This window comes from Bacteroides salyersiae (assembly GCF_031172035.1).
GTDB classification, from domain to species: Bacteria; Bacteroidota; Bacteroidia; order Bacteroidales; family Bacteroidaceae; genus Bacteroides; species Bacteroides salyersiae.
In genome coordinates this window covers 4764062-4789931 of record NZ_CP133452.1, presented here as the reverse complement: position 1 = coordinate 4789931, position 25870 = coordinate 4764062, and the positions used below count along the sequence as shown (strand labels likewise).

At 42.8% G+C, this 25870-nt stretch carries 23 protein-coding genes and 2 pseudogenes; 18 read left to right on the top strand and 7 right to left on the bottom strand.

Annotated features, from left to right (window positions below):
- The first annotated feature begins 81 nt into the window (after positions 1 to 81).
- From RB604_RS18340 to RB604_RS18310, 7 genes are all read left to right on the top strand, one after another.
- Entirely contained in the window at positions 82 to 1371 is a 1290-nt protein-coding gene (locus RB604_RS18340; RefSeq protein ID WP_005930386.1) for an inositol-3-phosphate synthase, read from the top strand.
- Positions 1372 to 1381: 10 nt separating this feature from the next.
- A complete protein-coding gene (locus tag RB604_RS18335) occupies positions 1382 to 2098 on the top strand; it encodes a nucleotidyltransferase family protein (RefSeq protein WP_005930388.1) in 717 nt (238 codons plus the stop codon).
- On the top strand, positions 2095 to 2961 hold the full coding sequence (locus RB604_RS18330) for a hypothetical protein (RefSeq protein WP_007481748.1): 867 nt from the start codon (positions 2095 to 2097) through the stop codon (positions 2959 to 2961). Before RB604_RS18335 ends, RB604_RS18330 begins: the two co-directional genes overlap by 4 nt.
- Positions 2958 to 3872 carry a CDP-alcohol phosphatidyltransferase family protein gene (locus tag RB604_RS18325; RefSeq protein WP_005930394.1) on the top strand — a complete coding sequence of 305 codons (915 nt, stop codon included), beginning with the start codon at positions 2958 to 2960 and terminating at the stop codon, positions 3870 to 3872. Before RB604_RS18330 ends, RB604_RS18325 begins: the two co-directional genes overlap by 4 nt.
- Positions 3872 to 4861, top strand: a complete 990-nt coding sequence (locus RB604_RS18320) for a lysylphosphatidylglycerol synthase transmembrane domain-containing protein (protein ID WP_005930396.1) — start codon at positions 3872 to 3874, stop codon at positions 4859 to 4861. Before RB604_RS18325 ends, RB604_RS18320 begins: the two co-directional genes overlap by 1 nt.
- On the top strand, positions 4858 to 5568 hold the full coding sequence (locus RB604_RS18315; RefSeq protein WP_005930399.1) for an HAD family hydrolase: 711 nt from the start codon (positions 4858 to 4860) through the stop codon (positions 5566 to 5568). Before RB604_RS18320 ends, RB604_RS18315 begins: the two co-directional genes overlap by 4 nt.
- A 148-nt stretch (positions 5569 to 5716) precedes the next feature.
- Positions 5717 to 6889 (top strand): iron-containing alcohol dehydrogenase, encoded by a 1173-nt coding sequence (locus RB604_RS18310; protein WP_007481750.1) that lies wholly within the window; start codon positions 5717 to 5719, stop codon positions 6887 to 6889.
- 689 nt (positions 6890 to 7578) lie between these two features.
- Here the strand turns inward: RB604_RS18310 and RB604_RS18305 are convergent.
- Both RB604_RS18305 and RB604_RS18300 read right to left on the bottom strand, forming a co-directional pair.
- Complete coding sequence (locus RB604_RS18305) at positions 7579 to 8967, bottom strand: hypothetical protein (protein ID WP_007481753.1); 1389 nt, start codon at positions 8965 to 8967, stop codon at positions 7579 to 7581.
- Between the two features lie 76 nt (positions 8968 to 9043).
- Positions 9044 to 11698 carry a TonB-dependent receptor gene (locus RB604_RS18300; protein WP_055294153.1) on the bottom strand — a complete coding sequence of 885 codons (2655 nt, stop codon included), beginning with the start codon at positions 11696 to 11698 and terminating at the stop codon, positions 9044 to 9046.
- 207 nt (positions 11699 to 11905) lie between these two features.
- Here RB604_RS18300 and RB604_RS18295 point away from each other — a divergent pair, with 207 nt between their 5' ends.
- Positions 11906 to 12841, top strand: coding sequence for a metallophosphoesterase (locus tag RB604_RS18295; RefSeq protein ID WP_005930410.1), 936 nt, complete (start codon positions 11906 to 11908; stop codon positions 12839 to 12841).
- Positions 12842 to 12991: 150 nt separating this feature from the next.
- Here RB604_RS18295 and RB604_RS18290 read toward each other — a convergent pair whose 3' ends face one another.
- The 3 genes from RB604_RS18290 to RB604_RS18280 form a co-directional block, all read right to left on the bottom strand.
- Positions 12992 to 14632, bottom strand: coding sequence for a rhamnogalacturonan acetylesterase (locus tag RB604_RS18290; protein ID WP_007481757.1), 1641 nt, complete (start codon positions 14630 to 14632; stop codon positions 12992 to 12994).
- 69 nt (positions 14633 to 14701) lie between these two features.
- Positions 14702 to 16276 (bottom strand): Rne/Rng family ribonuclease, encoded by a 1575-nt coding sequence (locus RB604_RS18285; protein WP_005930416.1) that lies wholly within the window; start codon positions 16274 to 16276, stop codon positions 14702 to 14704.
- Between the two features lie 274 nt (positions 16277 to 16550).
- The gene (locus RB604_RS18280) at positions 16551 to 16826 is read right to left on the bottom strand and encodes an HU family DNA-binding protein (RefSeq protein ID WP_002561408.1); all 276 of its coding nucleotides are present in this window, start codon (positions 16824 to 16826) and stop codon (positions 16551 to 16553) included.
- Between the two features lie 263 nt (positions 16827 to 17089).
- Here RB604_RS18280 and mutY point away from each other — a divergent pair, with 263 nt between their 5' ends.
- From mutY to RB604_RS18255, 5 genes are all read left to right on the top strand, one after another.
- On the top strand, positions 17090 to 18130 hold the full coding sequence (mutY, locus tag RB604_RS18275; protein ID WP_007481759.1) for an A/G-specific adenine glycosylase: 1041 nt from the start codon (positions 17090 to 17092) through the stop codon (positions 18128 to 18130).
- 63 nt (positions 18131 to 18193) lie between these two features.
- Positions 18194 to 18658 carry a single-stranded DNA-binding protein gene (locus RB604_RS18270; RefSeq protein ID WP_007481761.1) on the top strand — a complete coding sequence of 155 codons (465 nt, stop codon included), beginning with the start codon at positions 18194 to 18196 and terminating at the stop codon, positions 18656 to 18658.
- 167 nt (positions 18659 to 18825) lie between these two features.
- On the top strand, positions 18826 to 20169 hold the full coding sequence (locus RB604_RS18265) for a gliding motility-associated protein GldE (RefSeq protein WP_007481763.1): 1344 nt from the start codon (positions 18826 to 18828) through the stop codon (positions 20167 to 20169).
- A 2-nt stretch (positions 20170 to 20171) separates the two neighbouring features.
- On the top strand, positions 20172 to 20801 hold the full coding sequence (locus RB604_RS18260; RefSeq protein WP_007481765.1) for a 4'-phosphopantetheinyl transferase family protein: 630 nt from the start codon (positions 20172 to 20174) through the stop codon (positions 20799 to 20801).
- Between the two features lie 16 nt (positions 20802 to 20817).
- Positions 20818 to 21198 carry a hypothetical protein gene (locus tag RB604_RS18255; RefSeq protein ID WP_005930431.1) on the top strand — a complete coding sequence of 127 codons (381 nt, stop codon included), beginning with the start codon at positions 20818 to 20820 and terminating at the stop codon, positions 21196 to 21198.
- A gap of 72 nt (positions 21199 to 21270) precedes the next feature.
- Here RB604_RS18255 and RB604_RS18250 read toward each other — a convergent pair whose 3' ends face one another.
- Positions 21271 to 21522, bottom strand: coding sequence for a (4Fe-4S)-binding protein (locus RB604_RS18250; RefSeq protein WP_005930434.1), 252 nt, complete (start codon positions 21520 to 21522; stop codon positions 21271 to 21273).
- 13 nt (positions 21523 to 21535) lie between these two features.
- The gene (locus tag RB604_RS18245; protein ID WP_025819081.1) at positions 21536 to 21838 is read right to left on the bottom strand and encodes a GNAT family N-acetyltransferase; all 303 of its coding nucleotides are present in this window, start codon (positions 21836 to 21838) and stop codon (positions 21536 to 21538) included.
- A gap of 161 nt (positions 21839 to 21999) precedes the next feature.
- On the opposite strand from RB604_RS18245, the pseudogene RB604_RS18240 reads away from it, so the two are divergent.
- The 5 genes and pseudogenes from RB604_RS18240 to RB604_RS18220 form a co-directional block, all read left to right on the top strand.
- Positions 22000 to 22293: pseudogene (locus RB604_RS18240) on the top strand (hypothetical protein); the annotation flags it as partial.
- Positions 22256 to 22456, top strand: coding sequence for a hypothetical protein (locus RB604_RS18235; RefSeq protein ID WP_172680666.1), 201 nt, complete (start codon positions 22256 to 22258; stop codon positions 22454 to 22456). The pseudogene RB604_RS18240 and the gene RB604_RS18235, both read left to right, overlap by 38 nt.
- 356 nt (positions 22457 to 22812) lie before the next feature.
- Positions 22813 to 24173, top strand: a pseudogene (gene mobV, locus RB604_RS18230) (MobV family relaxase).
- Positions 24174 to 24241: 68 nt separating this feature from the next.
- The gene (locus RB604_RS18225) at positions 24242 to 24427 is read left to right on the top strand and encodes a helix-turn-helix domain-containing protein (RefSeq protein WP_007481771.1); all 186 of its coding nucleotides are present in this window, start codon (positions 24242 to 24244) and stop codon (positions 24425 to 24427) included.
- Positions 24428 to 24581: 154 nt separating this feature from the next.
- Positions 24582 to 25865 (top strand): DNA methyltransferase, encoded by a 1284-nt coding sequence (locus RB604_RS18220; RefSeq protein WP_005930451.1) that lies wholly within the window; start codon positions 24582 to 24584, stop codon positions 25863 to 25865.
- Positions 25866 to 25870 lie beyond the last annotated feature (5 nt).

Below are 25870 nucleotides of genomic sequence, written 5' to 3'. Positions count from 1 at the left end.
TAATCCGACTATTAGAACTTCTTTAGGTATGCAGGAGAGCCTAACTTTGTAGGCAATTTTAATTTATCTAAAACAACAGAAATGGAACAAGAAATTAAACCGGCATCAGGACGTCTTGGCGTCTTGGTTGTAGGTGTTGGTGGCGCAGTTGCTACCACTATGATAACAGGAACACTGGCTTCTCGCAAGGGATTGGCAAAACCAATAGGTTCTATTACACAGATGGCCGCAATGCGCATGGAAAATAATGAGGAAAAACTCATTAAAGACATCGTACCTTTAACAGATTTGAACGACATTGTATTCGGTGGATGGGACATTTTCCCTGACAATGCTTACGAAGCTGCTATGTATGCTGAAGTATTGAAAGAAAAAGACCTGAATGGGGTGAAAGAAGAATTGGAGGCTATCAAACCGATGCCCGCCGCTTTCGACCATAATTGGGCCAAACGTCTGAACGGAACTCACATCAAGCAGGCTGCTACCCGTTGGGAAATGGTAGAACAACTTCGTCAAGATATCCGCGATTTTAAAGCTGCTAACAACTGCGAACGTATTTCAGTGTTGTGGGCTGCAAGTACAGAGATCTATATTCCTCTGTCGGAAGAACACCAGTCATTGGCTGCCTTGGAAAAAGCAATGAAAGAAAACAACACGGATGCCATTTCTCCAAGTATGTGTTATGCGTATGCTGCTATTGCAGAAGGTGCTCCGTTCATCATGGGTGCTCCTAACTTGTGTGTAGATACTCCGGCTATGTGGGAATTCTCCAAGAAGATGAATGTGCCTATTTCCGGTAAAGACTTCAAGAGCGGTCAGACATTGATGAAAACGGTGTTGGCACCGATGTTCAAAACTCGTATGTTAGGCGTTAGCGGTTGGTTCTCTACTAATATCTTAGGTAATCGCGACGGTGAAGTTTTGGATGATCCTGCAAACTTTAAAACAAAAGAAGTCAGCAAATTATCTGTGATCGATAACATCTTCGAACCGGAGAAATATCCTGACTTGTATGGTGACGTATACCACAAAGTACGTATCAATTATTACCCTCCTCGCAAAGATAATAAGGAAGCGTGGGATAACATCGACATCTTCGGATGGATGGGCTATCCGATGGAGATAAAAGTAAATTTCCTTTGTCGCGATTCTATCCTTGCTGCTCCTATTGCACTCGACTTGGTTCTGTTCAGTGACCTGGCTCTTCGTGCGGGCATGTGCGGTATACAGACTTGGTTGTCATTCTTCTGCAAGAGCCCGATGCATGATTTTGAACATCAGCCGGTACATGACTTGTTCACACAATGGAGAATGGTAAAAGAAACATTGCGTAATATGATCGGTGAAAAAGCACCGAGTTATCTCGATTGATACTGATAGAATGAAATATGCACTCATTGCAGCCGGACAAGGTTCACGTTTGGTCTCAGACGGAATCCAAGTACCTAAACCTTTGGTGAAGGTAGGAGGTGAACCTTTGTTGGGGCGCTTATTGCACATTTTTCTTAATAATAATGCAGACTCGGTCTGCATTATTATTAATGAAGAAATGACAGAGGTCCGTGATTTCCTGGAACAGCAACATTTGCCGGTGCCGCTTCACGTTGTGGTGAAGTCTACTCCCGATTCATTTCATAGCTTTTATGAACTGATGCCTTATTTGAAGGGAGAAGGTAAATTTTGTCTTACTACGGTAGATCCGATTTTCCGTGAACCGGAGTTTTCGGATTATATCCGTGCTTTTCGGGAGAGTGATAAAGAGGATGCCTTGATGGCAGTAACCGACTTTATTGATGACGAACGCCCGTTATATGTCAAGACCCATCCTGATAATCTGAAAATTGTGGGGTATGCCAGTGAATCGTATCCCGATTGCCGGTACATTTCCGGGGGAATTTATTGTATGAATCAAAAGGCTCTTTCTCTGTTGCCTGCTGCCATGGAGAAAGGAGTATCTCGTATGCGTGGCTTTCAGCAGTATTTAGTGGACGCTGGACTGCAGGTACAGGCCTATCCTTTTTCAAAGGTAATAGACATCGATCATGCAACAGACGTTGAAAAAGCCGAACGCTTTTTAGAAGAACAGACTATTAAATGAAATCATATACTTTTGCGGGAATACAGCGATATTCCCTTTTCTCTCCCAATCATGTCGGGAACGATGCTGCTATCTTTTCTGCTGTGGCCCAGTATCTGGAAGAAAATGGCCATAGGGTCAATCTATATACCGAGCAGGAGTTTCTGACCAATCCTTTAAATGAGAAGTTTGTTTTCACAATGATGCGTAGCAAAGCTGCTGTCCGTAACTTGCAAAAAGTTGAAAGAAAAGGAGTGGTGGCTGTCAATTCTGCTTTCGGCATTGAGAATTGCACGCGTGAGCAGATGACTGCTTTATTATTAAAACATCAGGTTCCTCATCCCGAAAGTCTTATCTGGGATGTTCACGAGGAACTTCCGGTTAGTCTTATCGAATCGGAATTCGAACCCTGCTGGGTGAAGCGTGCCGATTTTCATGCCATCCATAAAGAAGATGTGACGTATATACGGACTTGTAGCGAGTTGCGGGAAGTGATGGCCGAATATGCGTTGCGCGGTATCGAGCGTGTCGTGATAAACAAGCATCTGGCAGGTGATTTGATCAAGTTTTACGGTGTTTCCGGTACCGGATTTTTCTATTGGTTCTATCCGTTGGAAGGACATCATAGCAAATTCGGTTTAGAAGCTATTAATGGTGCTCCGAAAGGTATCTCCTTTTCAGAGGATGCGTTGTGTCATATTTGTGACGAGGCGGCGAAAGTGCTGCAAGTCGATGTATATGGCGGTGATTGCATCGTATCTCCGGACGGTAGTATTCGTATTATCGATTTTAACGATTGGCCGAGTTTTGCCCCTTGTCGTAAAGAAGCGGCCATAGCCATCGGGCAGGCTGTTCTGCAAAAAACTAAAAATGCGGATTTATGAGTAATGAAATAAGTAAAAACGGATTGGAAGCAACTTTAAAATCGGCGGATACCGAAGAGTGGATCGATTTGTTGTTTTACCGTCCTGTCGGTTACCGATGGGCGCTTCTTTTTCATAAAATGGGAGTTACTCCCAATGCGATAACGATTGCTTCCATCTTTTTGGGAGTTGCGGCAGGGATATTGTTTTATTACAACGATCTTTTGCTGAATGTGATAGGCATGTGCCTGTTGGTTTGGGCCAACATGTACGACAGTGCCGACGGACAACTGGCACGTATGACCGGACAGAAGTCCGAGATCGGACGGATATTGGACGGTGTGTCCGGTGATTTTTGGTTTATCTCTATCTATGCAGCCATCTGTTTGCGCTTGACTCCGGAGTGGTCTTATTGGATCTGGATACTGGCAGCCGTGACCGGCTTGTGTCATAGCAAGCAGGCAGCAATGGCCGATTATTACCGGAACATTCATCTTTTCTTTTTGAAAGGGAAATCGGGTAGCGAACTCGATAATTATGTGCAGCAAAAAGCCATTTACAACTCTTTGTCCTGGAAAAAAGATTTCATCCGGAAACTCTTCCTTTGGTTTTATTGCGATTATACCCGTTCTCAGGAGCGTCTTACTCCGGCTTTCCAGCGTTTTTTCGCTTTGTTGCAGCAACGATACGGTGCAGTGGCTCCACAGGAGATCCGTGACGAATTCCGCCGGGAGAGTCTGCCGTTGATGAAATACACCAACATTCTCTCTTTCAATACCCGGGTGACCGTTCTCTTCATCAGTCTGCTCATCAATGAGCCGTGGCTGTATTTTGTTTTTGAACTCACGGTGCTGAACGGACTGTTGATTTATATGATCTGGCAGCACGAGCGGTTGAGTAATAAGTTGTACAAAGAAATACAGATGTCATAATGAATAGCAAATTCCGAAATATCTTTCTGGTCTTTGGAGTGGTGGCTGTGGTTATCATGCTTTTCACGTTCGATGTGTCGTACGATGATTTGCTGAATAATTTAAGGCGTGCCGGTTTTTACCTTCCGTTGGTTTTATTACTTTGGCTGTTTATCTACTTGATAAATACCCTTTCGTGGTATATCATTCTCCGGAGTGGAGGAAAAACCTCTCCGTTGGGTTTTATGCAGTTGTATAAGTTTACGGTTTCGGGATTTGCCCTCAATTATGTCACTCCGGTGGGACTGATGGGAGGAGAGCCTTACCGGATCATGGAGCTGACTCCGTTTGTAGGGATGGAAAGGGCTACTTCGTCGGTCATTCTCTACGTGATGATGCATATCTTTTCGCATTTCCTGCTGTGGCTCAGTTCCGTATTTATTTATGTCTGTGTTTATCCGGTAAGTTGGGAGATGGGGATTGTTTTGGGATTGATAACCGCTCTCTGCCTGTTTCTCGGCACTCTGTTTGTGAAAGGATATCGTCATGGCATGGCGGTGGCATGTGTACGTATGGGAAGCCACATCCCTTTTTTGAAGCACCGTGTCATTCGTTTCTCGGAAACCCATAAGGAGAAACTTGAAAATATAGACAAACAGATTGCTTTGCTTCATCAGCAGAAAAAGAGTACTTTTTACAGTGCTTTGTTTTTGGAATATTCGGCGAGAATCGTCAGTTGTCTGGAAGTATGGCTCATTCTGAATGTGCTGACTACAAATGTCAGTTTTGTAAACTGCATCCTCATCGTGGCTTTTTCTTCCTTGCTGGCCAATTTGCTGTTTTTCCTTCCCATGCAGTTGGGAGGGCGCGAAGGTGGTTTTGCTTTGGCAGTGGGAGGACTTTCCCTATCGGGAGCCTATGGTGTGTATGCGGCACTTATCACACGGGTACGTGAGTTGTTCTGGATCGTTATCGGTCTTGCATTAATGAAAATAGGAAATAAAAAATGATACATACGGAAAAAGTAAAAGCGCTGGCTTTTGATTTTGGCGGTACACTCGATTCGCCGTTTATGCATTGGATGAAGATTTATCTGAAGCTCTATGGCGAGGAGTTGCATTTACCGCTTACGGGAGAGAATTTCAGAGACTCTTATGTGTATGCCGAACAGATGATGGAGCGCTTGCAACTGGTGAAAACCTCACATTCATTGCTTGAAACACAGTCTTTCAAAACCCGTTTGCAATTTGATGATCTGATCAGAAGGGGGATTCTGCCGGATACGCAAGAGAACAGGGAAGAACTGCCGGAGCGTGCGGCACGTCTTGTGACTGATTTTTCTTCCCGTTATGTGATTCTTTCGAAAGAGGTGTTGGAACCGTTGTCAAAACGGTATACATTGTTGTTGGTATCCAATTATTATGGTAATTTGAAGAAGATAGTAACCGATTTGGGTATCGTATCTTATTTCTCTTCAATAACCGATTCTACACTGGAAGGAATCCGCAAACCGGATGCTGCTTTGTGGAAGTTAGCTATCGACCGTGCCGGATTTGCTCCGGACGAGGTAGTCGTGATAGGCGATTCGGTGAAGAACGATATTCTTCCGGCTTTGTCTTTGGGGTGTCAGGTGGTGAAAGGGTGTCCTTCTATGGCTGATGTAACCGAAGATGTGTCCTGCATCACTTCCTTGAAAGAACTGCTGGACATTTTGTAACAGGCTCTCTTTTAATTGGAGAAGTTATTATTGTTTGCCTTACACTTCTTTCTGGCAGGTACTCCTTTTTCCCAAAGGAAGAGAAGCCATGCAGCGTGATTTTTACATTTGATGGAGGTGAAATAGATAATTAAAAAAACAGAAGTCGATGAATAATTTTATCTTTTACAGTCCCACCGAATTTGTATTCGGTAAAGATACGGAAGCGCAAACAGGCGCTTTGACTGTTAAGTATGGTGCTAAGAAAGTGATGATTGTTTATGGAGGCGGTTCGGTGATACGCAGTGGCTTATTGTCACGTGTGGAAAGTTCACTGAAAGGAGCTGGAATCGAATACTGCATGTTGGGTGGCATACAGCCCAATCCGATCGATACCAAAGTGTACGAAGGTATCGATCTCTGTCGGAGTGAAAAAGTCGATTTTTTGTTGGCTGTAGGCGGTGGATCGGTGATAGATACTGCCAAAGCGATAGCTGCCGGCGTTCCTTATCCCGGTGATTTTTGGGATTTCTATATTGGTAAGGCCAAAGTGACGAAAGCTCTGAAAGTAGCGGTAGTGCTTACCATTCCTGCCGCCGGTAGCGAGGGTTCCGGTAATACCGTTATCACTAAAGTTGATGGCTTACAAAAACTTAGTCTCCGTGTGCCCGAACTGTTGCGTCCTGTTTTTGCGGTGATGAACCCCGAACTTACCTATACGCTTCCCCCTTTTCAGACGGCTTGTGGCATTGCCGATATGATGGCGCATATCATGGAACGTTATTTCACCAACACGAAGGAGGTGGAAATCGCTGATCGTCTTTGTGAAGGAACCCTTCTTGCTATTATCAAAGAAGCGTCTACGGTGATGAAAGAACCGGAGAATTACGGTGCCCGCGCCAACTTGATGTGGTGTGGAACTATTGCCCACAATGGTACATGTGGAGTCGGTTGTGAAGAAGATTGGGCTTCTCACTTTCTGGAGCATGAGATCAGTGCCATTTACAATGTGACTCATGGTGCCGGTCTTTCCGTAATTTTCCCTGCCTGGATGACTTGGATGACAGAACACAATATGGATAAGATCGTTCAATATGCTGTTCGTGTATGGGGTGTTCCGGAAGCAGATGATAAAAAAGCGGTTGCTTTGGAAGGGATTGCCCGGTTGAGAGCTTTTTTCAAATTCATTGGTTTGCCTGTTACTTTTAGAGAGTTGGGTATTGAGCATCCGGATATTGACCGTCTGGCCGATAGTCTTCATCGAAATAAAGGCGAGTTGGTAGGCAATTATGTGAAGTTGACAAAAGAAGACAGTAAAGAAATCTACCGATTGGCTTTGTAAGGAAAATACCAATATACGTACTGCCCCGTTACATATATCCTAATTTATCGTTAGGTATATTGTAACCATGTTAATAACGTATTCTTGTATACGGAGAATAGTTGTTATTGATTATGAAAAAAATATTTATTCTATTGATATATAATAATTTAATAGGCGCAATTTCTATTTTAGAAGTTAGAAAGAACTTTTTGAATTGGAGGGATGCTTTATTTATACTTGTCAATTAAGTAACTTCGTTATTGTCTGTATTGGACATTTCATATTGACAGATTTCTGTTGTTTATATGTAATGTGTTGATTCTTAACAAGTAAAAAGTAATTTTTTATATTACATAAGAGTATGTATTTTTGATTGTGTTAACGATATACTTTTACTATGCAAAAGTGTATATTCTTCATATGGAAAAACATATACCTTTATATAATAAAAATCTATTGTTAATTATCTATGTTAATAATGTTAGTGTAAAATGTGAGAGACAGCATCTTTTTATAAAAAATCCGGTTTGGATAAAGAGTGTATAGAGTAGGAAGGCATTCATTTAGAAAGACAGTGTAGCTGGCGAGAGAACGTAATAGATGATATATCGAAAAAACTATACCCTAAAAGTTAGATATAAAACTTTTAGGGTATAGTATTATTATAACCAGAGGTATATCAAGATTATCCGAAGTTATTGGCGTTTTTATTTTGTACCGTACGCACCAAAGTGAGCTTGTACGGCTGGTGAGGTATATGTTTTTCCACCTACGCTTAGTCCGGTCGTACCGAAGTATGGAGCTGCAAAAGTCTCGGAAGCGGAAGCTGCACCCGACAATACGGGAGAACCGGATTGTACATGGAAATCCCAATTGTCATTGTAATCGTACGAAGTAAGTTTTGTGCTATTGATGTCAAAATTCACAAACTTCGGATCTTTGGAATCTGTTTGGGTAGCGATGATGCTGTGGGCATCGACAACGCCTTGATAGTAGCTTTTGTGTGCATAATTGTAGCCTTCCCAAGCATAGGCTACGCCACTCTCTTTTTCGCCGTTGAATACGATATCACTTTTTTGATTGCCTGAAGCATAGTAATTGTAATCGATGACAGAGGCTGAGGCATAACCCTCTTCCGGATCGTTGGGCAGATTGTAAGAAGGAGTTTGAGCACGGAACTTACAGTTTACCATTAGATTGTTGAATACATTGGCCAAAACATTCTTTTCTGCATATACACAACCGCCTTTTTCTCCGTCGCGGCGCCATCCTGCATTTATGATAGTATTGTTGTAAGCTTGTATTTTGGCCTGTTTTCGTGTTTCGCTCTGACCGGAACTCGACAGTTTCAAACCATTGGTGTTAGGACTGAACATTACATTGCCCGCTACATCTGCTACACAACCACATTTTACATTTACAGCTTCAGCACCATCAAAACCGTTGGCAGCAAAGATGTTGTTGGCAATAATGGCGTTACCTCCCATCATGTAGATACCGTCCGACCAGCCGTTGCGCAGGATGGAGTTGGTGATGACATAACGTCCGTTTATATTATTTGTTGTAATTTGCGGATATGCATCGTCACCGGCAGTGTATTCTTCTCTGTTGGCTGCAGGAGAACCTGTTATTACTTGCCCACCGGTATATTCGATGATGGTATGGTCAATCAGCATCTCTGCGCAATTGGCTGTTGCCACGATACCACCCCACATGGCATCTTCGTTGAAAATATTATTGTGTGTACGTAGTTCTTCGGCTATGGAGAAACGTATAGGGTTTGTAATTGTACCTTTACAATAAAGGTTGCCGTCAACGGTAAATTCGATGGGGGCGTGATTGGCTCCTACACCATCCGTGCTGAATATAACCTGTACCCCTTCTTCGATGGTTAGTGATTTGCCGGCAGGTACGGTGAGGTGTCCCGTTACGTTGATGGTTGAATGGGCTTCCCAGATACCTTCCACTTCTCCTGATACGTTTTCGGTTGTTCCCTGTTCCTCATCATTATTGCCTTTGATATCATTGTCGTCGCTACAGGCAGTCCAGGTCATAGCCATCAGGACTGCATAAATAAAATAATGTTTTAGTTTCATAATTGAATGAATATTGGTTAATGAGTAATTTTTTAATAATGGATAATGAGTGTTTAATCTGTTTTGGGGTGAAAGGTCAGAGCCTGAAGCGTGCTCCGATCATCAGTGACTGTCCATGCCATGATTTACGTTCCACCAGATTACTGTTATCACGTTCGCTATCTACATTTGCGGTACGTTCGCTTTGGTGTACATAGCGTAATACCGGTATGTTGAGTAAGTTAGATGCTTTCAGGAAAAGACAGAAACCACGTGGCAGTGTTTTTTCAATTGAAGCATCCAGTTGAGTATATCCTTTTTCCCAGATATCGTTGTCTGCCCAGTTGGAGATATCGCTTAATCGTTTGCCGGTGTATCCCATGGCTAACTGTCCTTCCCATCCGTGTTTGCTGTCTTTCAATAGAAAAGAGATATTGGCTACATGAGCTGCTTGTCCGAATAAAGGGCGTGATTGGGTGGTGGTAGTTACTTCCGACCCCTGCATTACACGTTTTTCTGTTGTTATTTTAGAATAGGTATAGGTGTAGTTGGCTTTGATACCCAGCCAGTTGAAGTATTTTAAAATATCCACTTCCAATCCCCAATTGTTGGCCGTACCAAAATTCATTGGTTTGTAATAGGTATCCTGCCCTTCATTGAGTAGACCATATTCGATCGGGTCTTTGATATTTTTATAGAACAGTCCTACCATGAGTTGTTCGGATGATCGGGGAAAGAATTCATAACGCAGGTCGATATTATCAGCTACGGTATGCTTTAGCTCGGGATTTCCCTTCTCCTTATAGTCTTCATTGATGATGGAGTAGGGTACGATTTCAAAAAAACTGGGACGGTTGATGGCCCGTGCATAGGAGAAACGCAGGTTTCCATTGGAATGTATTGCATATTTGGCATGAAAGCTGGGTAATATGTCGGTATAGCGTTGGTTACCTTCGGGAGCGGCGTTTCCCGTAGGAAACTTTAAAGTATATCCTTGATCGGTATGTTCTATACGTACGCCGGCAATAAGTTCCCATTGACTGATTGTATATTTCACCATACCATATCCGGCCCCGACTTTTTCAGTTGCATCATAGTTTAACGGGTCGCTGATATTTCCGTAAGCACGTGGCGTGAACTGTATTTCATCAAAGTTATGCCAGTCTTTGTCGATATATTGCGGATTACCCGAACCTGTAGCGGAGTTGAATGTATATTCATTAAAAAAACTGTCACGTTTCTTGTCACGATACATACCTCCAGCCAAGAAATCCAATACGCTGTTGCTGCCGGTTTTCCATTTATAAGAGAGGTCGATATATCCTGCGAGGTCTTTGTCTGAGTTGTGCTCCCAACGGCGTGTAGCTGCACCGGAGGATGCTACGTGCGAACCGATGAGGAATATTTCGGCATTGTCCGGGGTTTCACTGTACGCTTTTGAGTAGACAGCCGACCAGTTCAGCTTCAATGTGCCATCATTCAAAAAGAGATGTTCTCCCCTCAACGTAGAGTTGTATATGTATTGATGAACCCATTTCATCCGGATGGCACGGTCTTGATCGTCCGAGCCATCACGTACTTCGGCTTCGTCCATATCCATATAGCCGTTGTACCAGGTCAGTTTATGATTGCGGTTAAAGTCATAGTCGAGATTGGCATGCGCGCCGATACGGGTCTGTTGTGTGGAGTAATTCCTGTATTCGATGCCGTTACGCGTTTTCCCCGGTTGATAATAAAGTTCGCTTTCTTTGCCGCGATAGGTATTTAGGTAGCTTCCAGCCAGCATAATACCTAACCGTTCGTTGAAAAAACGATCTCCGTAGGAGAGGCCGGCAGTAAGGTCGGGTAACGGACGTTTCCATGTCATATGGAGATTGTCGGTAGTGAAATCCTTCATGGTGACTTTATAGTTTTTGGGAAATCCTGCCGCTTCATAAGGAGATTTTGAAGAAATGTCATTATGAGCAAACGATTGGAAGTCTCGCCCGAGGTACATTGCATTGTATCCTGTGGAAAGATTGACCGTGAACTGACGTTCCGACGGAGCGTCTTTCATTACAAGGTTGACAGCTCCGCCGATTCCGTCGCCTTCAAGGTTGGCGGTGAGTGATTTGGTCACTTCCAGACGGTCGAGCATTTCTGAAGGAAAAATATCAAGTGGTACAAAGCGGTTTTTATTATCCGGACTCGGTATTTTTACTCCGTTTACTAACGTATAGTTATATCGTTTGTCCATCCCCCGAAGGATGGCATATTGTCCTTCTCCGCTGCTATTACGTTCAATGGTTACTCCCGACATACGTTGTATGACATTGGCTACCGTAATATCCGGAGAGAGTTCGATGGCTTTTGCGCTCATTACATTCACCACGTTCATTGCCTGTTTTTCAATGGCACGTGCTCCGGCTTCGGTGCGTCCCGGATTACGGGCAGTGATAGTGACACCTTCCAGTAGAATGTCATCGCTATCTAATGGGATCTCTATTTCCGAGTCTTTTTGTTCTATCTGGAGTTCATAACGTTTATAGCCTACATATGTACATATGATTGTAAATTTCTCATGGGGTACTGAAAGGTTGAAACTTCCATCCAGTCCACTGACTACACCTTTTGTAGGGTTTTCTTTTACTATGATGGAGGCTCCGATAATTTCCTCCCCTGTTTTTGAATCTCTGATTTTACCTTTAATTTCTCTGGCATTTGCACCAAACGATAATAGTAGGAGTAAACTGATAGCTGCTTTTAATTTCATAAAGAATGTTTAACCTTTGTTTTTCCGGTGCAAAAGTAGAGGGCATGAATTTCATCACTGTTGCAGGAATATTTCATTTTTATTACCAAACAGGATGCCGGTATGGTGTAATAGAAATGTAATTGTTTTGTCGTTTTTTGGTAAAAGTCATTGCGATGGAAAACCATTACCTTTGCAGCGTTTTCAATAATATATTATATTAAAAGTATGAAAATTAGAAATCTATTTTTTCTTGCCCTGTTGATTATAAGTAATTGGGCTGGTGCTCAGATCACCGATTATTCTGTCTTTGAGGATAAATTGAATTTTTACGTAGCCAATGATTTGGGACGTAACGGATATTACGATCAGAAACCTATTGCTGAATTAATGGGGATAATGGCCGAAGAGGTAGGTCCTGAATTTATTCTTGCTACGGGTGATGTACATCATTTTGAGGGGGTACAAAGTGTGAATGATCCTTTGTGGATGACAAATTATGAACTTATTTACTCGCATCCCGAATTAATGATAGACTGGTTTCCTCTGTTGGGTAATCACGAATATCGTGGTAATACGCAGGCAGTATTGGATTATAGTAAGGTGAGTCGCCGTTGGGAGATGCCTGCCCGTTATTATACTAAGACATTTGAAGAAAAAGGGACTACATTGCGTGTGGTTTGGGTAGATACGGCTCCGATGATCGATAAGTATCGTCAGGACAGTGAGCAATATCCTGATGCTTGTAAGCAGGATTATCAGAAACAACTGGCATGGATAGACTCTGTATTGACTGTTGCCAGTGAGGACTGGGTGATCGTAGCCGGACATCATCCCATTTATGCGGAGACTTCGAAGTCGGATAGCGAACGCATTGATATGCAGGCGCGTCTTGATCCGGTTCTTCAAAAACATAAAGTAGACATGTACATTTGCGGACATATCCACAATTTCCAACATATACGTGTCCCGGGAAGCAATATTGATTATGTCACTAATTCGGCTGGTTCATTGGCGCGTAAAGTGAAGCCGATTGAAGGAACGGTTTTCTGTAGTTCTGATCCGGGCTTTTCTATTGTTACGGTTAGTTCAGAGAAACTGGAATTGCGCATGATTGATAAGAAAGGTAACGTATTGCATACGGTGACCAGGCAAAGAAAATAAATGTTGTCACATCTGTAAATGTTACAGTCTGTACCGGAAAAAGATAACGACGTTTAATGGTTTCCATGGATAATAAAGTTTTGGATATAAACATTATTGTCCGTGGGAATTGTTTGTTTTAATATTTCCGGAAAAAATCGGCCAAATAGATCAATATGTTATAAGCTTGATAGATTTTGCCAATGGACAATTGGCCTCTTTGAGCCCTTTGGCCAGCATCTTGGCGTTTAGTTCCGCACCTTTTTTAGAGGTGTGTGTATGGTCATGATTATAGTAAGCGGCGGCTTTTTCCTGTCCCTCCTTATCCAGATAATCGGCCGTGAGGTTATGCAGATCGATAAACAGGGCGCCGGTTTGTTCGGCCACTTCCCGCATCCATATTCCATATGTATCGTTCCGTCGTTCTATTTTTCCGTTTTTCCATCGGTTGCGTGGAGTTAGACTTACCAGAACAGGGATACCTCCTTTTTCGCGCACATCGCCTACGAATTTGCGAAGGTACCATCCGAAGGAGTAGACGACTTTGTATTTTCGGGTTGCTTCCATCCGGTAAACATGACTGGTGTCTGCTGTTCCACGGATTACTCCCCGCGCTTTTTTTGTGTTTATATCTCCTATGTCGTTATGTCCGAACTGGATAAATACATAATCTCCCGGTTGTATGCTGTTGTATACCCTGTCCCAGTGTCCTTCGTCAAGATAAGTACGGGTACTGCGGCCGGCAACAGCACAATTCATGAGTGTAACTTTTGTAGTGTCGAAAGCACAGCCGGCTACGCTTCCCAATCCCCACATACCATCCTCTTCTTTATCGGCATTCTTTACGGTAGAGTCTCCGGTAAAGAAAATAACAGGTTTGCCTTTCTTACGTTTTAATCCATTTACAACAGGCGTCTGCAATGGCTTGAGGTACTTTTTTAATTCCAGTTTTTTACAGGATGCGATACCTTCGGCAGCCGATCCGGCATTGATTTGTGCACCGAACTCGCTGGTATGTATCTTATCGAGGTAAAACATGTAATTGACTTTCTCCCTACCGAAACGTTCGAACTTATTTGCTGTGATATCTTCAAGATCGATGAACGGTACTTTCTGCTCTTTGCATATTGCTTTTATCCAGGGAGTGAAAGAGTCGTCTTTTCGTACGATGCGTTTTCCATCGGCTGTCCAGGCATTGCGCGGAGTGAGCGATAAGAGTACGGGATTGGCACCGGCAGCTCTGGTGTCGGCTATGAAGCGGCGCATGTATTCACCATAGCTGTATACGGTTTCCCGGATATCGGTTTCTTTGATGGTGACAAGTAGGGAGTCTTTACCTGTTCCCGGTATACTGGCACGTGCTCTTCCTTCGTCAAAAGGGCCATTGTCATTATGTCCAAGCTCAACGATTACCCAGTCTCCGGGCTTTAATCCTTTACGCACATCCGGCCATAAACGGTTATAAAAGGTGCGGCTGCTTGTACCTCCTAATGCATGATTTTCTACGGTTATGCGGTTTTCATCAAAATATTGTCCTATGAAATATCCCCATCCCCATTGTCCGTTGTTGCCGTTGCCAAGTGTGCCGGTACGCATGGTAGAGTTTCCTACCAGAAACAATACAGGGTTGTTTCCTTTGCGTGAAGAACCGGCTTTCGGTCTTACCGTGTTCGCTTTGTTCAGGCTGTCTAATGTAAGGTCGGTGACTTTGTTTACGTCGACCATTCCCCGGGGGATTTGAGTGGATTGGTTCTGTGCGGTTAAAACTCCTGCCCATATGCAGGCAACGACTGTAAATATGTGTTTTCTCATGTGAGTGGTGGTGTTATGTAATTCTTGGTATAACAAAGAAAGGCAACCTGTTCAGCTGCCTTTCTTCTATCACTTAATCTCGATTTCTTCCTTCATGTCGATCTCCTCTCCGTTGGAATCATAGAATACGTATTCCAGGAAAGCGAGCTTCTGACTCGGAATGATCTTAATGCCGAATCCGTACTTCATCTGCCACTTGCGTTTCAGAGAAACGAGTCCCTGATTGACGTACGCAGCGATGTACGGGTGGATGTGTAACGAGAATTTCTTTATCTTCAATTTATTGACCAGGTAATCAATTTTACTCTCTAATGTATCTGTGAACAGGATAGACGACTTGATCGTGCCTTTACCAAAGCAGGTGGGGCAGGTTTCGGTCGTATTTACATCCATAGCCGGACGTACACGCTGCCTTGTAATCTGCATCAGGCCGAATTTGCTGAGCGGCAGAATGTTGTGGCGTGCCCTGTCTTTCTGCATGTTGGTACACATACGTTCGTAAAGCTTTTGGCGATTTTCCGCTTCATTCATGTCAATGAAGTCTACGACTATGATACCCCCCATATCTCTCAATCTTAATTGGCGTGCCAGCTCGTCGGCGGCTCCCAGGTTTACTTCGAGTGCGTTACCTTCCTGCCCGTTGGCATTCTTGGTGCGGTTACCGCTGTTCACGTCTACTACGTGAAGCGCCTCAGTGTGCTCAATAATCAAGTAGGCACCACTCTTGTAGGATACTGTTTTGCCAAAAGATGATTTGATCTGTTTGGTGATACCGAAATTGTCGTAAATGGGAAGTTGCCCTTTGTACAGTTTTACGATGTCTGCCCGGTCGGGGGCGATAAGTGAAACGTAGTCTTTGATCTCATTGTACACCGCCTCGTTATTGACGTAAATATTTTCAAAAGAAGGATTGAAGAGGTCGCGCAATAGTCCTACGGCACGGCTTGTTTCTTCATAAATCAACGTCGGGAATTTGGTGGCTTTTTGTACTTTGGTGATAGCTTCTTCCCAGTGCTTGAGCAATACTTTAAGTTCTCCGTCGAGTTCGGCAACACGTTTTCCTTCGGCTACCGTACGAACAATCACACCGAAGTTTTTCGGTTTGATACTCATTAGTAGTTGCTTAAGGCGGGCGCGTTCTTCGCTCGATTTAATTTTTTGTGAAACAGAAACCTTATCATTGAAAGGGATCAGTACTAAATATCTTCCGGCAAATGAAAGTTCGGAAGTAAGTCTCGGTCCTTTTGTTGAGATCGGTTCCTTTACAATCTGCACCACTACTTCTTGTCCTACCTTTAGCGTATTGGCTACTGTGCCGTCTTTGTCCAGGTCGGGAAGCAGGGTTGCTTTAGAAATTGAATTTAGCTTTTTCTTGTCGCTTAAAGTTTGCTTTACGAACTTTTCGAGTGAATTGAATTGAGGACCCAGGTCTAAATAATGAAGGAAAGCATCTTTCTCGTAACCAACGTCCACGAAGCAGGCATTTAGGCCGGGCATCAATTTCTTGACACGCCCCAAATACATATTACCCACCGAAAAGGAGATATTTCTTCCTTCGCTTTGAAGTTCCACCAGGCTCTTGTCCTCGAGTAGGGCGATGGATACTTCTTTGGGTTGTACGTCTACTACTAATTCGCTTGTCACAATTGTTTCCTAATTATTTGGTTTTAAAAAATGAACAAATGAATTTGAATCTTGTTCATTGGAATCGGGCATTTAAACAAAGAACAAACTCGAAAGACATTCGCTTCACAAGTTTGTTCCTTATTTTTGTCCAGATCAGACTAAAAATTACTTTTTGCTTTTATGTCTGTTCTTTCTTAGTCTTTTTTTACGCTTGTGCGTAGACATTTTATGTCTTTTTTTCTTTTTTCCGCTTGGCATAGCTTGAAATTTTTATGGTTAATACTCTTGTTTATTATTTCTTTACGGCGATTGTAAATGTCTTCGCTGGCTTAAATGCCGGAATATTATGTTCAGGGATGATAATTGTAGTATTCTTGGAAATATTACGAGCTGTTTTCTGAGCTCTTTTTTTCACTACGAAGCTACCAAACCCACGAAGGTAAACATTCTCATCTTTCGCCAAAGAATCTTTCACTGCGTCCATAAACGCTTCAACAGTTGTCAATACTGCCACTTTGTCAATTCCGGTGTTCTTTGCAATTTCGTTTACAATATCTGCTTTAGTCATTTTTCCTTAAAAAAAATATTATTACTATGTTCTTTCTAATTTTTTGGACTGCAAATATATAGCTTTTTAAGCACTCAAAAAAATATATTCTGAACAATTTTAGAAAAAAGTCTCTTCCTTAAGTTTTGTTAGATTAAAAAAGAGCTACTTTTGCATGAAATAAATACTTCAATCTGTCGATATGATAGTGTATTAGCTGTTTGTGAGGTATCTCAGAAAGGGGGAAGGAGGTATTTTAGTGATTATATTGATACATTGTTTGGATGAATAATTTCAGTGAAATATTGATTAATTGGTATCGCGAACATAAGCGTGAATTGCCCTGGCGGGAGTCTTCTGATCCTTATCTGATATGGATTTCAGAAATCATTTTGCAACAGACGAGAGTGGTTCAGGGATATGATTATTTTATACGTTTTATTAAACGTTTTCCGGATGTGACGTCACTTGCCGAAGCCGATGAAGATGAGGTGATGAAATTTTGGCAGGGATTGGGATATTATTCCCGTGCACGCAATCTTCATGCGGCGGCCCGTAGCATGAACGGTGTGTTTCCTAAAACTTATCCCGAAGTATTAGCTTTGAAAGGGGTGGGAGAGTATACGGCTGCCGCTATTTGCTCTTTTGCTTATAATATGCCTTATGCGGTGGTCGACGGAAATGTTTACCGGGTACTTTCCCGCTATTTGGGTATTGAAACACCGATCGATTCCACTGAAGGTAAAAAGCTGTTTGCTTCATTGGCTGGAGAATTTTTGGATAAATCGCGGCCGGCTGTCTATAATCAGGCAATCATGGATTTTGGGGCTATACAGTGTACTCCGCAGAATCCCGCTTGTCTTTTTTGCCCTTTGGCCGGCAGTTGTATGGCTTTGTCAAAAAGTATGGTAGCACAGCTTCCTGTAAAGCAACATAAAACGAAGACGACAGAACGTTTTTTGAACTACATATATGTACGCGCGGGTGCCTGTACTTTTATTAATAAACGGACGGGAAACGATATTTGGAAAAATCTTTTCGAACTGCCTTTGATAGAGACAGCATCATCTGTTACGGAAGAAGAGTTGTTGGCGCTTCCGGAATTTATAAAATTGTTTGATAAGGAGGAAGTGCCGGTGGTTCGTTCCATCTGCCGAAATGTGAAACATGTGTTATCGCACCGGGTTCTTTATGCTAATTTTTATGAAGTTGTTCTGCCGGAAAAAACAAAATCTTTCTCATCGTATTTAAAGATAAAAACGAATGAATTAGAGCAATATGCCGTGCCAAAACTGATACATGCCTTTCTGGAGAAATATGTATAAAAACTTGTTTCGTGTTGTATTTCTATTTAATTTTGGCACAAAATAATATAAATATAGAATAATATGTCAGTTAATAAAGTGATATTGTTAGGAAATGTCGGTCAAGATCCTAAAGTGAAATATTTTGATTCCGGATCGGCTGTTGCTACTTTTTCTCTGGCAACGACAGATCGTGCTTATACCTTAGCTAATGGTACTCAAGTGCCGGAAAGAACGGAATGGCATAATATTGTAGCTTCTAATCGTTGGGCTGAAATTGTGGATAAATATTTGCATAAAGGTGATAAACTGTATGTGGAAGGGAAATTGAGGACACGTACTTATACAGATCAGGCGGGTGCTACTCGTTATGTGACAGAAGTATATGTGGATTATTTTGAGATGCTAACACCCAAAAGTGGATCTTCCGGTGGTATTTTACCAACTTCTTCTGTACAACAACCTGTAAATCAGTCACAAATTCAGCAGACGCAACAATCGCAGACTGCCCCTATACAGAATAATCCGGCAGATGATTTGCCGTTTTAAAAAAGATAATGAATAGTTAAAAACCTCATCTGTTGAAAGTTGAAAATTGCTATACGGCATGATGATATTGATAATTTTCAACTACTTGTTTTAAATCCTCAATTTTCAACTGATAAGGTTTTCAACTTTCATCCATATCAATAATTGTTTAACTAAAAACCAAGATTTTGGACCCAGACGCTTATTTATGCCAGTTGGCAGATATTTTTAATGGTATAACTGTAAACCCACCTTCTTTTTCGGCAATTGTAGCTATCGTTTTAGCCGGTGTGCTTCTGCTCGCCTCCGGTTTCGCTTCCGCATCGGAAATTGCTTTTTTCTCATTATCTCCTTCCGATCTCAATGAAATAGACGAGCGTAATCATCCTTCCGATGAAAAAATCAGTAGTTTGCTTGGAGATTCCGAAAGTTTGCTGGCAACCGTGCTGATCACTAATAATTTTGTGAATGTTACCATCATCATGCTTTGCAATTTCTTCTTTATGAATGTTTTTGTTTTTCATTCAGCGCTTGCGGAGTTCTTGATTTTGACGGTGATTCTTACATTCCTGTTGCTGCTTTTCGGTGAGATCATGCCTAAGATTTATTCAGCACAGAAAACGTTGGTGTTCTGTCGTTTTGCAGCTCCGGGTATCTATGTTTTACGGAAAGTTTTTCGTCCTGTTTCTGCCCTTCTCGTGCGTTCCACAACTTTTCTGAATAAGCGTTTTACGCGTAAGAATCATAATATCTCAGTCGATGAGCTTTCACAGGCATTGGAACTGACGGATAAAGCCGAACTTACTGAAGAGAATAATATACTTGAGGGTATCATTCGTTTTGGTGGAGAAACAGCCAAAGAGGTAATGACTTCACGTCTCGACGTAGTCGATTTGGATATACGTACCTCTTTCAAGGATGTGATGAAGTGTATTGTGGAGAATGCCTATTCACGAATTCCCATCTATTCCGGTTCTCGTGATAATATTAAAGGGGTACTTTATATAAAAGACCTTTTGCCCCATGTGAATAAAGGGGATACTTTTCGCTGGCAATCGCTGATACGTCCGGCCTATTTTGTGCCTGAGACAAAAATGATAGATGATCTTTTACGTGATTTTCAAGCCAATAAAATACACATTGCTATTGTTGTCGATGAATTCGGAGGAACTTCCGGCATTGTGACCATGGAAGATATCATTGAAGAGATTGTAGGTGAGATTCATGACGAATACGATGACGAAGAACGTACTTATGTGGTATTGAATGATCATACTTGGATATTTGAAGCTAAAACCCAATTGACCGATTTTTATAAAATCACGAAGTTGGATGAAGATGATTTCGAAAGGATGGCCGGTGATGCCGATACGTTAGCCGGACTTCTGCTCGAGATAAAAGGGGAGTTTCCCGCACTTCATGAAAAGGTTTCTTATCTGAATTATGATTTTGAAGTACTGGAGATGGATAATCGCCGTATTTTGAAGGTAAAGTTTACTATCAATGAACCTCCGTCGGATGAGGATGCATAATTATGGCATTGTTTCTTTCTCATAAAGAACCTTTGTATCGGTGGGGTGTCTGGAAAATGGATGAATCTGTAGATACTTTGCTTGATCTGCTTCCGGAGCGGGAATATTATGAACGGGAAGTGCAGCGTTTTGTCGCTTCTCATCGCCGGTTGGAGTGGCTTTCCGTCCGTGCGTTGCTGTTTCGCCTATTGGGAGAACATAAGGAAGTCTGTTATCAGCCGAGTGGGAAACCGTATCTGGCGGATTATTCATATTTCATCAGCATTTCCCATACGAAAGGTTATGTGTCGGTTATTCTGAGTGATAAAGTGCCGGTAGGCATCGATATCGAGCAGTACGGACAACGGGTACACAGAGTGGCCCATAAATATATGCGGGAGGATGAATCGGTTCGTCTTTATAAAGAAGATGCTACCTGGAGTCTTTTATTGCATTGGTCTGCTAAGGAGGTGATGTTTAAATGTATGGATACGGACGGGGTCGATTTTCGCCAACATTTACATATAGAACCTTTTTTGCTTCAAGAGCAGGGCGATTTTACCGCTCATGAATATAGAACCGAACAGAAGCGTAGTTTTCGGATACATTATTTGCTTCACCCTGAGTTTGTAATGACTTGGAGTATTGATTGATAAAAAATGAGATAACATGAATTTGAAATATTATTTGGGTCTTCTTTTTTGGATACCGGTGATGGTCCAGTCTCAGAATGCTCCGGTCACTGTCTCTCATGAACGTTCTGCAAAGGGAGAAGTTACTTTTTATGCAGACAATACATCGTATTCTCCGTTTACGGTTGCTCTCACTTTTACCCGCCTAAGCGGAACTTCCTCTTTTCAGGAGGGAGAAACGTATAAGTCGACAGCAAAACATGGTAGAACACGATTGATAGTTTTGAGACCGGTTTCTGAAAATGAAGGGATTGGCTTTGCTTATCGTTTCAACACGGCTAAGGGTGATTTTCGGACGAAGACAGATACGAACTTTGTGTATCCCCAAAAGAACACTCTGAAAAGTTGCAGATTGTAACTGATAAGCATAAAAAAAGTCGTATCATTATTCAAAAGTAGAGTTGATACGACTTTTTTTTATTACCGATATTTATAAAGGTTTGGATCCATCTTCTTGGTTTTCTTTCTCTTTATTCATTTTGTAACTGAGTGCTCCCGAAGGGCATTTTCTGATCTGTGCGATCAGTTCCTCTGTGGTCGCGTTTTCTATCTGTACCCATGGCCTTTCTTTGGGATGGTATACGTTCGGTAGCATTTTTACGCAGATACCTGCATGCTGGCAAAGCTCCGGTTGCCAGATAATGGTCATTTCGCCATTTGTATATTCTATTTTCTTTCCCATGTTTATTATTTTTTTATTGGATATGAAAACCTTTCATCACAATGCGTCTCCATTCCGGATGTTTATGAATGTAGCCGGCAACGAACGGACAAAGTGGCACAAGGCGTAAATCTTTTTGTTCAATGTCCTTCAATGCTTTTTCAACTAATTGAGAACCGACTCCTTTACCTCCCAATGCACGAGGGACTTCTGTGTGAGTCAGGTAGATTTCTCCGTTCGGAGTTTTTATATATTCTATTTTGGCTATATGGCCATCGATACGGAATTCGTATCTACGGCTTTCTTCATTATCAATGAGTTCATATTCCTCTGTCATAATTTTCTTCATTAATTGTTTAATTTATATCTTAATAAACAGTTTATCCGGAGGTTTTGTTTGTTTGTTCTCCGGAAATTTGTAAATCAGGGCACTCTGTTTTGATTTTTAAGGGCATGTTTAAATTTTCTTCTTAAATATTAGAGTACAATCTTTAAAGGGATATGTTCGGGGTTATCGCCCCAACGGTTCGGGCAGGGATAAAGGCACTCTGCAAGAGCGGAGTATTGAAAGAGTACGGTATCGAACGCCTTATCCGCCTATCGGACAGAAGCAGCATAGAGGTTTACGACCTCGAAACGATAGCCGCCCTCGCTTTCCGTATCGAATCGTTCGGGGCGGCGAAAGTCCGTAAAGTGTTGTTGGAGAGAATAACGCATCGGTGAAAAGAGAAAACAACGGTTATCGTGTCTGTCGTTGCCGACACCGAGTCGAGCCGTCGATGGATGGCGTAACGGTCTGTCGGTCGGGGTATCAGTCCGTAATACGGTCATACCGTCGCACGGACGGAAAGGGGCTGTTTCCCGACCGCAGGAAAGCGGAGCAGTCATTCCCGTTTACAAAGGCGAAGTAAACACGGGGCTTTCCGTCGACCGCCCCGTGCAAAGAAGCCTTTGAAAACGGAAACGACCGCCCCGCCGTCCCCCACCGACCGAAAGGGGGAAATAATAAGGTGGGGTTTGGTATAGTCGGTAAAGTCAGTACAACGAGCGCGAACAGCCAAGTACACAAAGCGGATTCAATCGCCGAGCCGATAAGGCACGGGCAGACCGCCGACACGCCGCAGGGGATTTACGAAGAAAATGCCGTAATTTATTAGGGAATTTTCCGAGCCGCAATACCCCGTATCGCTGAAAATTCCCCAATAAGGCAAGGGGCAAGCCCCTCTGTACACCCCGTCGGGGACGGCTCTTTGCCACCCCCGAAGATACAAAGAATCATTGTTTCACAAGCTAAAAAAGAAAGGAATATATATGGGTTTCGTAGTATTGCACATGGAAAAGGCGCACGGTTCCGACAGCGGAACGACCGGCCACATCGAGCGTTTTATCATACCGAAGAACGCAGACCCGACACGGACGCACCTGAACCGAAAACTCGTTACCTACCCCGACGGGATTAAAGGCCGTTCGGCGGCTATGCAGAGAAGATTGGAAGAAGCGGGCTGACACGCAAAATCGGAAACAACCAAGTACGGGTAATCCGCATCACCGTGTCGGGAACGCACGAGGACATGGAACGCATCGAAAGGGAGGGGCGTTTAGACGAGTGGTGCGCTGACAATATGAAATACTTTGCCGACACGTTCGGAAAGGAGAACATCGTGGTGGCGCACCTGCATCGGGACGAGGAAACGCCGCACATACACGTCACGCTCGTTCCCATCGTCAAAGGAGAGCGCAAGCGCAGGAAAAGGGAGGAACAGACGAAGAAGCGATACTGTAAGAAGCCGACCGATACCGTAAGGCTGTGCGCCGACGATATTATGACACGCCTAAGGCTGAAATCCTACCAAGACACCTACGCCGTGGCGATGGCGAAATACGGGCTGCAAAGGGGCATTGATGGCTCGAAGGCACGGCACAAGTCCACGCAGCAGTATTACAATGAAACGAAGAAACTCACCGACAGCCTCAAAACGGAGGTAGTGGATTTGCAGCGTCAGAAAGAAACGGCGCAGGAGGAACTCAAACGGGAGAAAAAAGAGATACAGACCGAGAAGCTGAAAGGGGCGGCGACCACCGCAGCAGCCAACATCGCCGAGAGTGTCGGTTCTCTTTTCGGCAGTAACAAGGTCAGGACGTTGGAGAGGGAGAACACCGCCCTGCATAGGGAGGTCACCACGCACGGGGAAGCCATCGAAGCCCTGCAAACCCGAATACAGACCATGCAGACCGACCACAGCCGACAAATGGCGGAAGTAGAGCGGAAGCATCGCAGGGAGATAGCGGACAAGGAAGCGAAGCACAAGGAGGAAATATCGTTTCTGAAAACGGTAATCGCAAGGGCGGCGGCATGGTTCTCCTATTTCCGTGAAATGCTCCGTATCGAAAACCTCTGCCACTTTGTCGGGTTCAGCGACGGGCAGCCGGCAATGCTCGTCAAGGGAAAGCCGTTGGAGTATGCAGGGGAACTCTACTCGGAGGAACATAAACGGAAATTCAAGACCGAAAAGGCTGGGGTTCAAGTGATGAAAGACCCTACGGACGGGACGAAATTAGTTCTTGCCATCGACCGAAAGCCCATTGCCGAGTGGTTCAAGGAGCAATTCGACAAGCTAAGGCAGAACATACACCGACCCATACAGCCGCAAAGGAAAGGCAGGGGGATTTAGGGGAAATAGAGAAATAATCAGCTGTATCACAATCACTAAATTTAAGTCAATCAAATTATTGGCATTCTATGTGCATAAACGAAATAAAAGTAGTAAATTTGCCAAATAATGACAAATTGAAAAATATTCGAACGTTATTCGCACAAAAGATCAAAGCGGCTAGAGTCCGAAGCGGATTGTTGCAAAAGCAATTGGCTTCGGCTTTGAATATAGATGTCCCTATGTATAGCCGAATAGAACGCGGAGACAGGTAAGCTAAAAAGGAGCAAGTGGTATTGCTTTCGGACATCTTGAATATCGAACGGGAAGAGCTGTTGAGCCTTTGGATTGCGGATAAGATAAATGCAATTATCGGAAACGATAAAAACATTGCGGATAAAGCATTGAAGACTATAATTGACAATAGAAATGGAAATAAAGACTATACACACGCTTATCAACGGAGATAGCAGGAATCTTTCTCTTATGCCGGACAAGTCCGTCCATTTGATCATTACGTCGCCCCCGTATTGGCAATTGAAAGATTATGGGAATGACGGGCAAATAGGATTTCATGATAGTTACGAAAGCTATATCAACAATCTGAATATGGTCTGGGCGGAGTGCAATCGAGTATTGCATGACGGTTGCCGTTTGTGCATAAATATAGGAGACCAATTCGCTCGTTCCGTCTATTACGGACGTTATAAAGTGATTCCCATAAGAACTGAAATCATACGTTTTTGCGAAGCTCTCGGAATGGATTATATGGGAGCCGTAATTTGGCAGAAGCAAACAACGATGAATACGACAGGGGGAGGAGCTGTTATGGGTAGTTTTCCCTATCCTCGAAACGGTATTTTGAAAATAGATTACGAATTTATCCTCATTTTCAAAAAACAAGGTAAGGCTCCCGTTCCTGCTATCGAGCAAAAGCAATGTTCGGAAATGACCAAAGATGAATGGAATACATTTTTTGCTTCCCATTGGAATTTCGGCGGGGCTAAACAAGACGGACACATTGCAGTATTTCCTGAAGAATTACCGCGCCGTTTGATAAAAATGTTCTCTTTTGCCGGAGAAACGGTATTCGATCCGTTCATGGGTAGCGGAACAACGGCTTTAGCTGCACGTAATCTGCAACGCAACTCCATCGGATACGAAATAAATCCCGATTTCAGAAAGTTTTATGAAGAAAAAGTGTCGTCATCCATATCGTTCGGAACGGTAGAATATAAATACCGAACGGACGGGAACGCTTTCGATATAGCAAGCAAGATGGAAACCTTACCGTATCTTTTTCGCGATCCCCATAAAATGGGGAATAAGATAGACATCAAGCGTTTGCAGTTCGGTTCTCGAATAGACAAAGATAAAAAAGAAAGAGAAGAATATTTTTCGGTCAAAACGATTTTATCTCCGAATACAATCGTTTTGAATAACGGACTTACCGTACGATTGCTTGGTATCAAGGAAAAGCCATGCGTCAACGGTAATGCTACGAAATTTCTTTTGGAGAAAACCAAAGGACGCAAAGTATTCTTGCGTTACGATACGATAAAATACGATGATGAGGATATGTTGCTTTGTTATTTATACTTGGACAACAAGACCTTTATCAATGCACATATGTTGAAAAACGGGTTAGTCGATGTAGACTATTCTTTCGATTTCAAATATAAAAGTAAATTCGAAAAACTGATAAACGCATAAAAAGT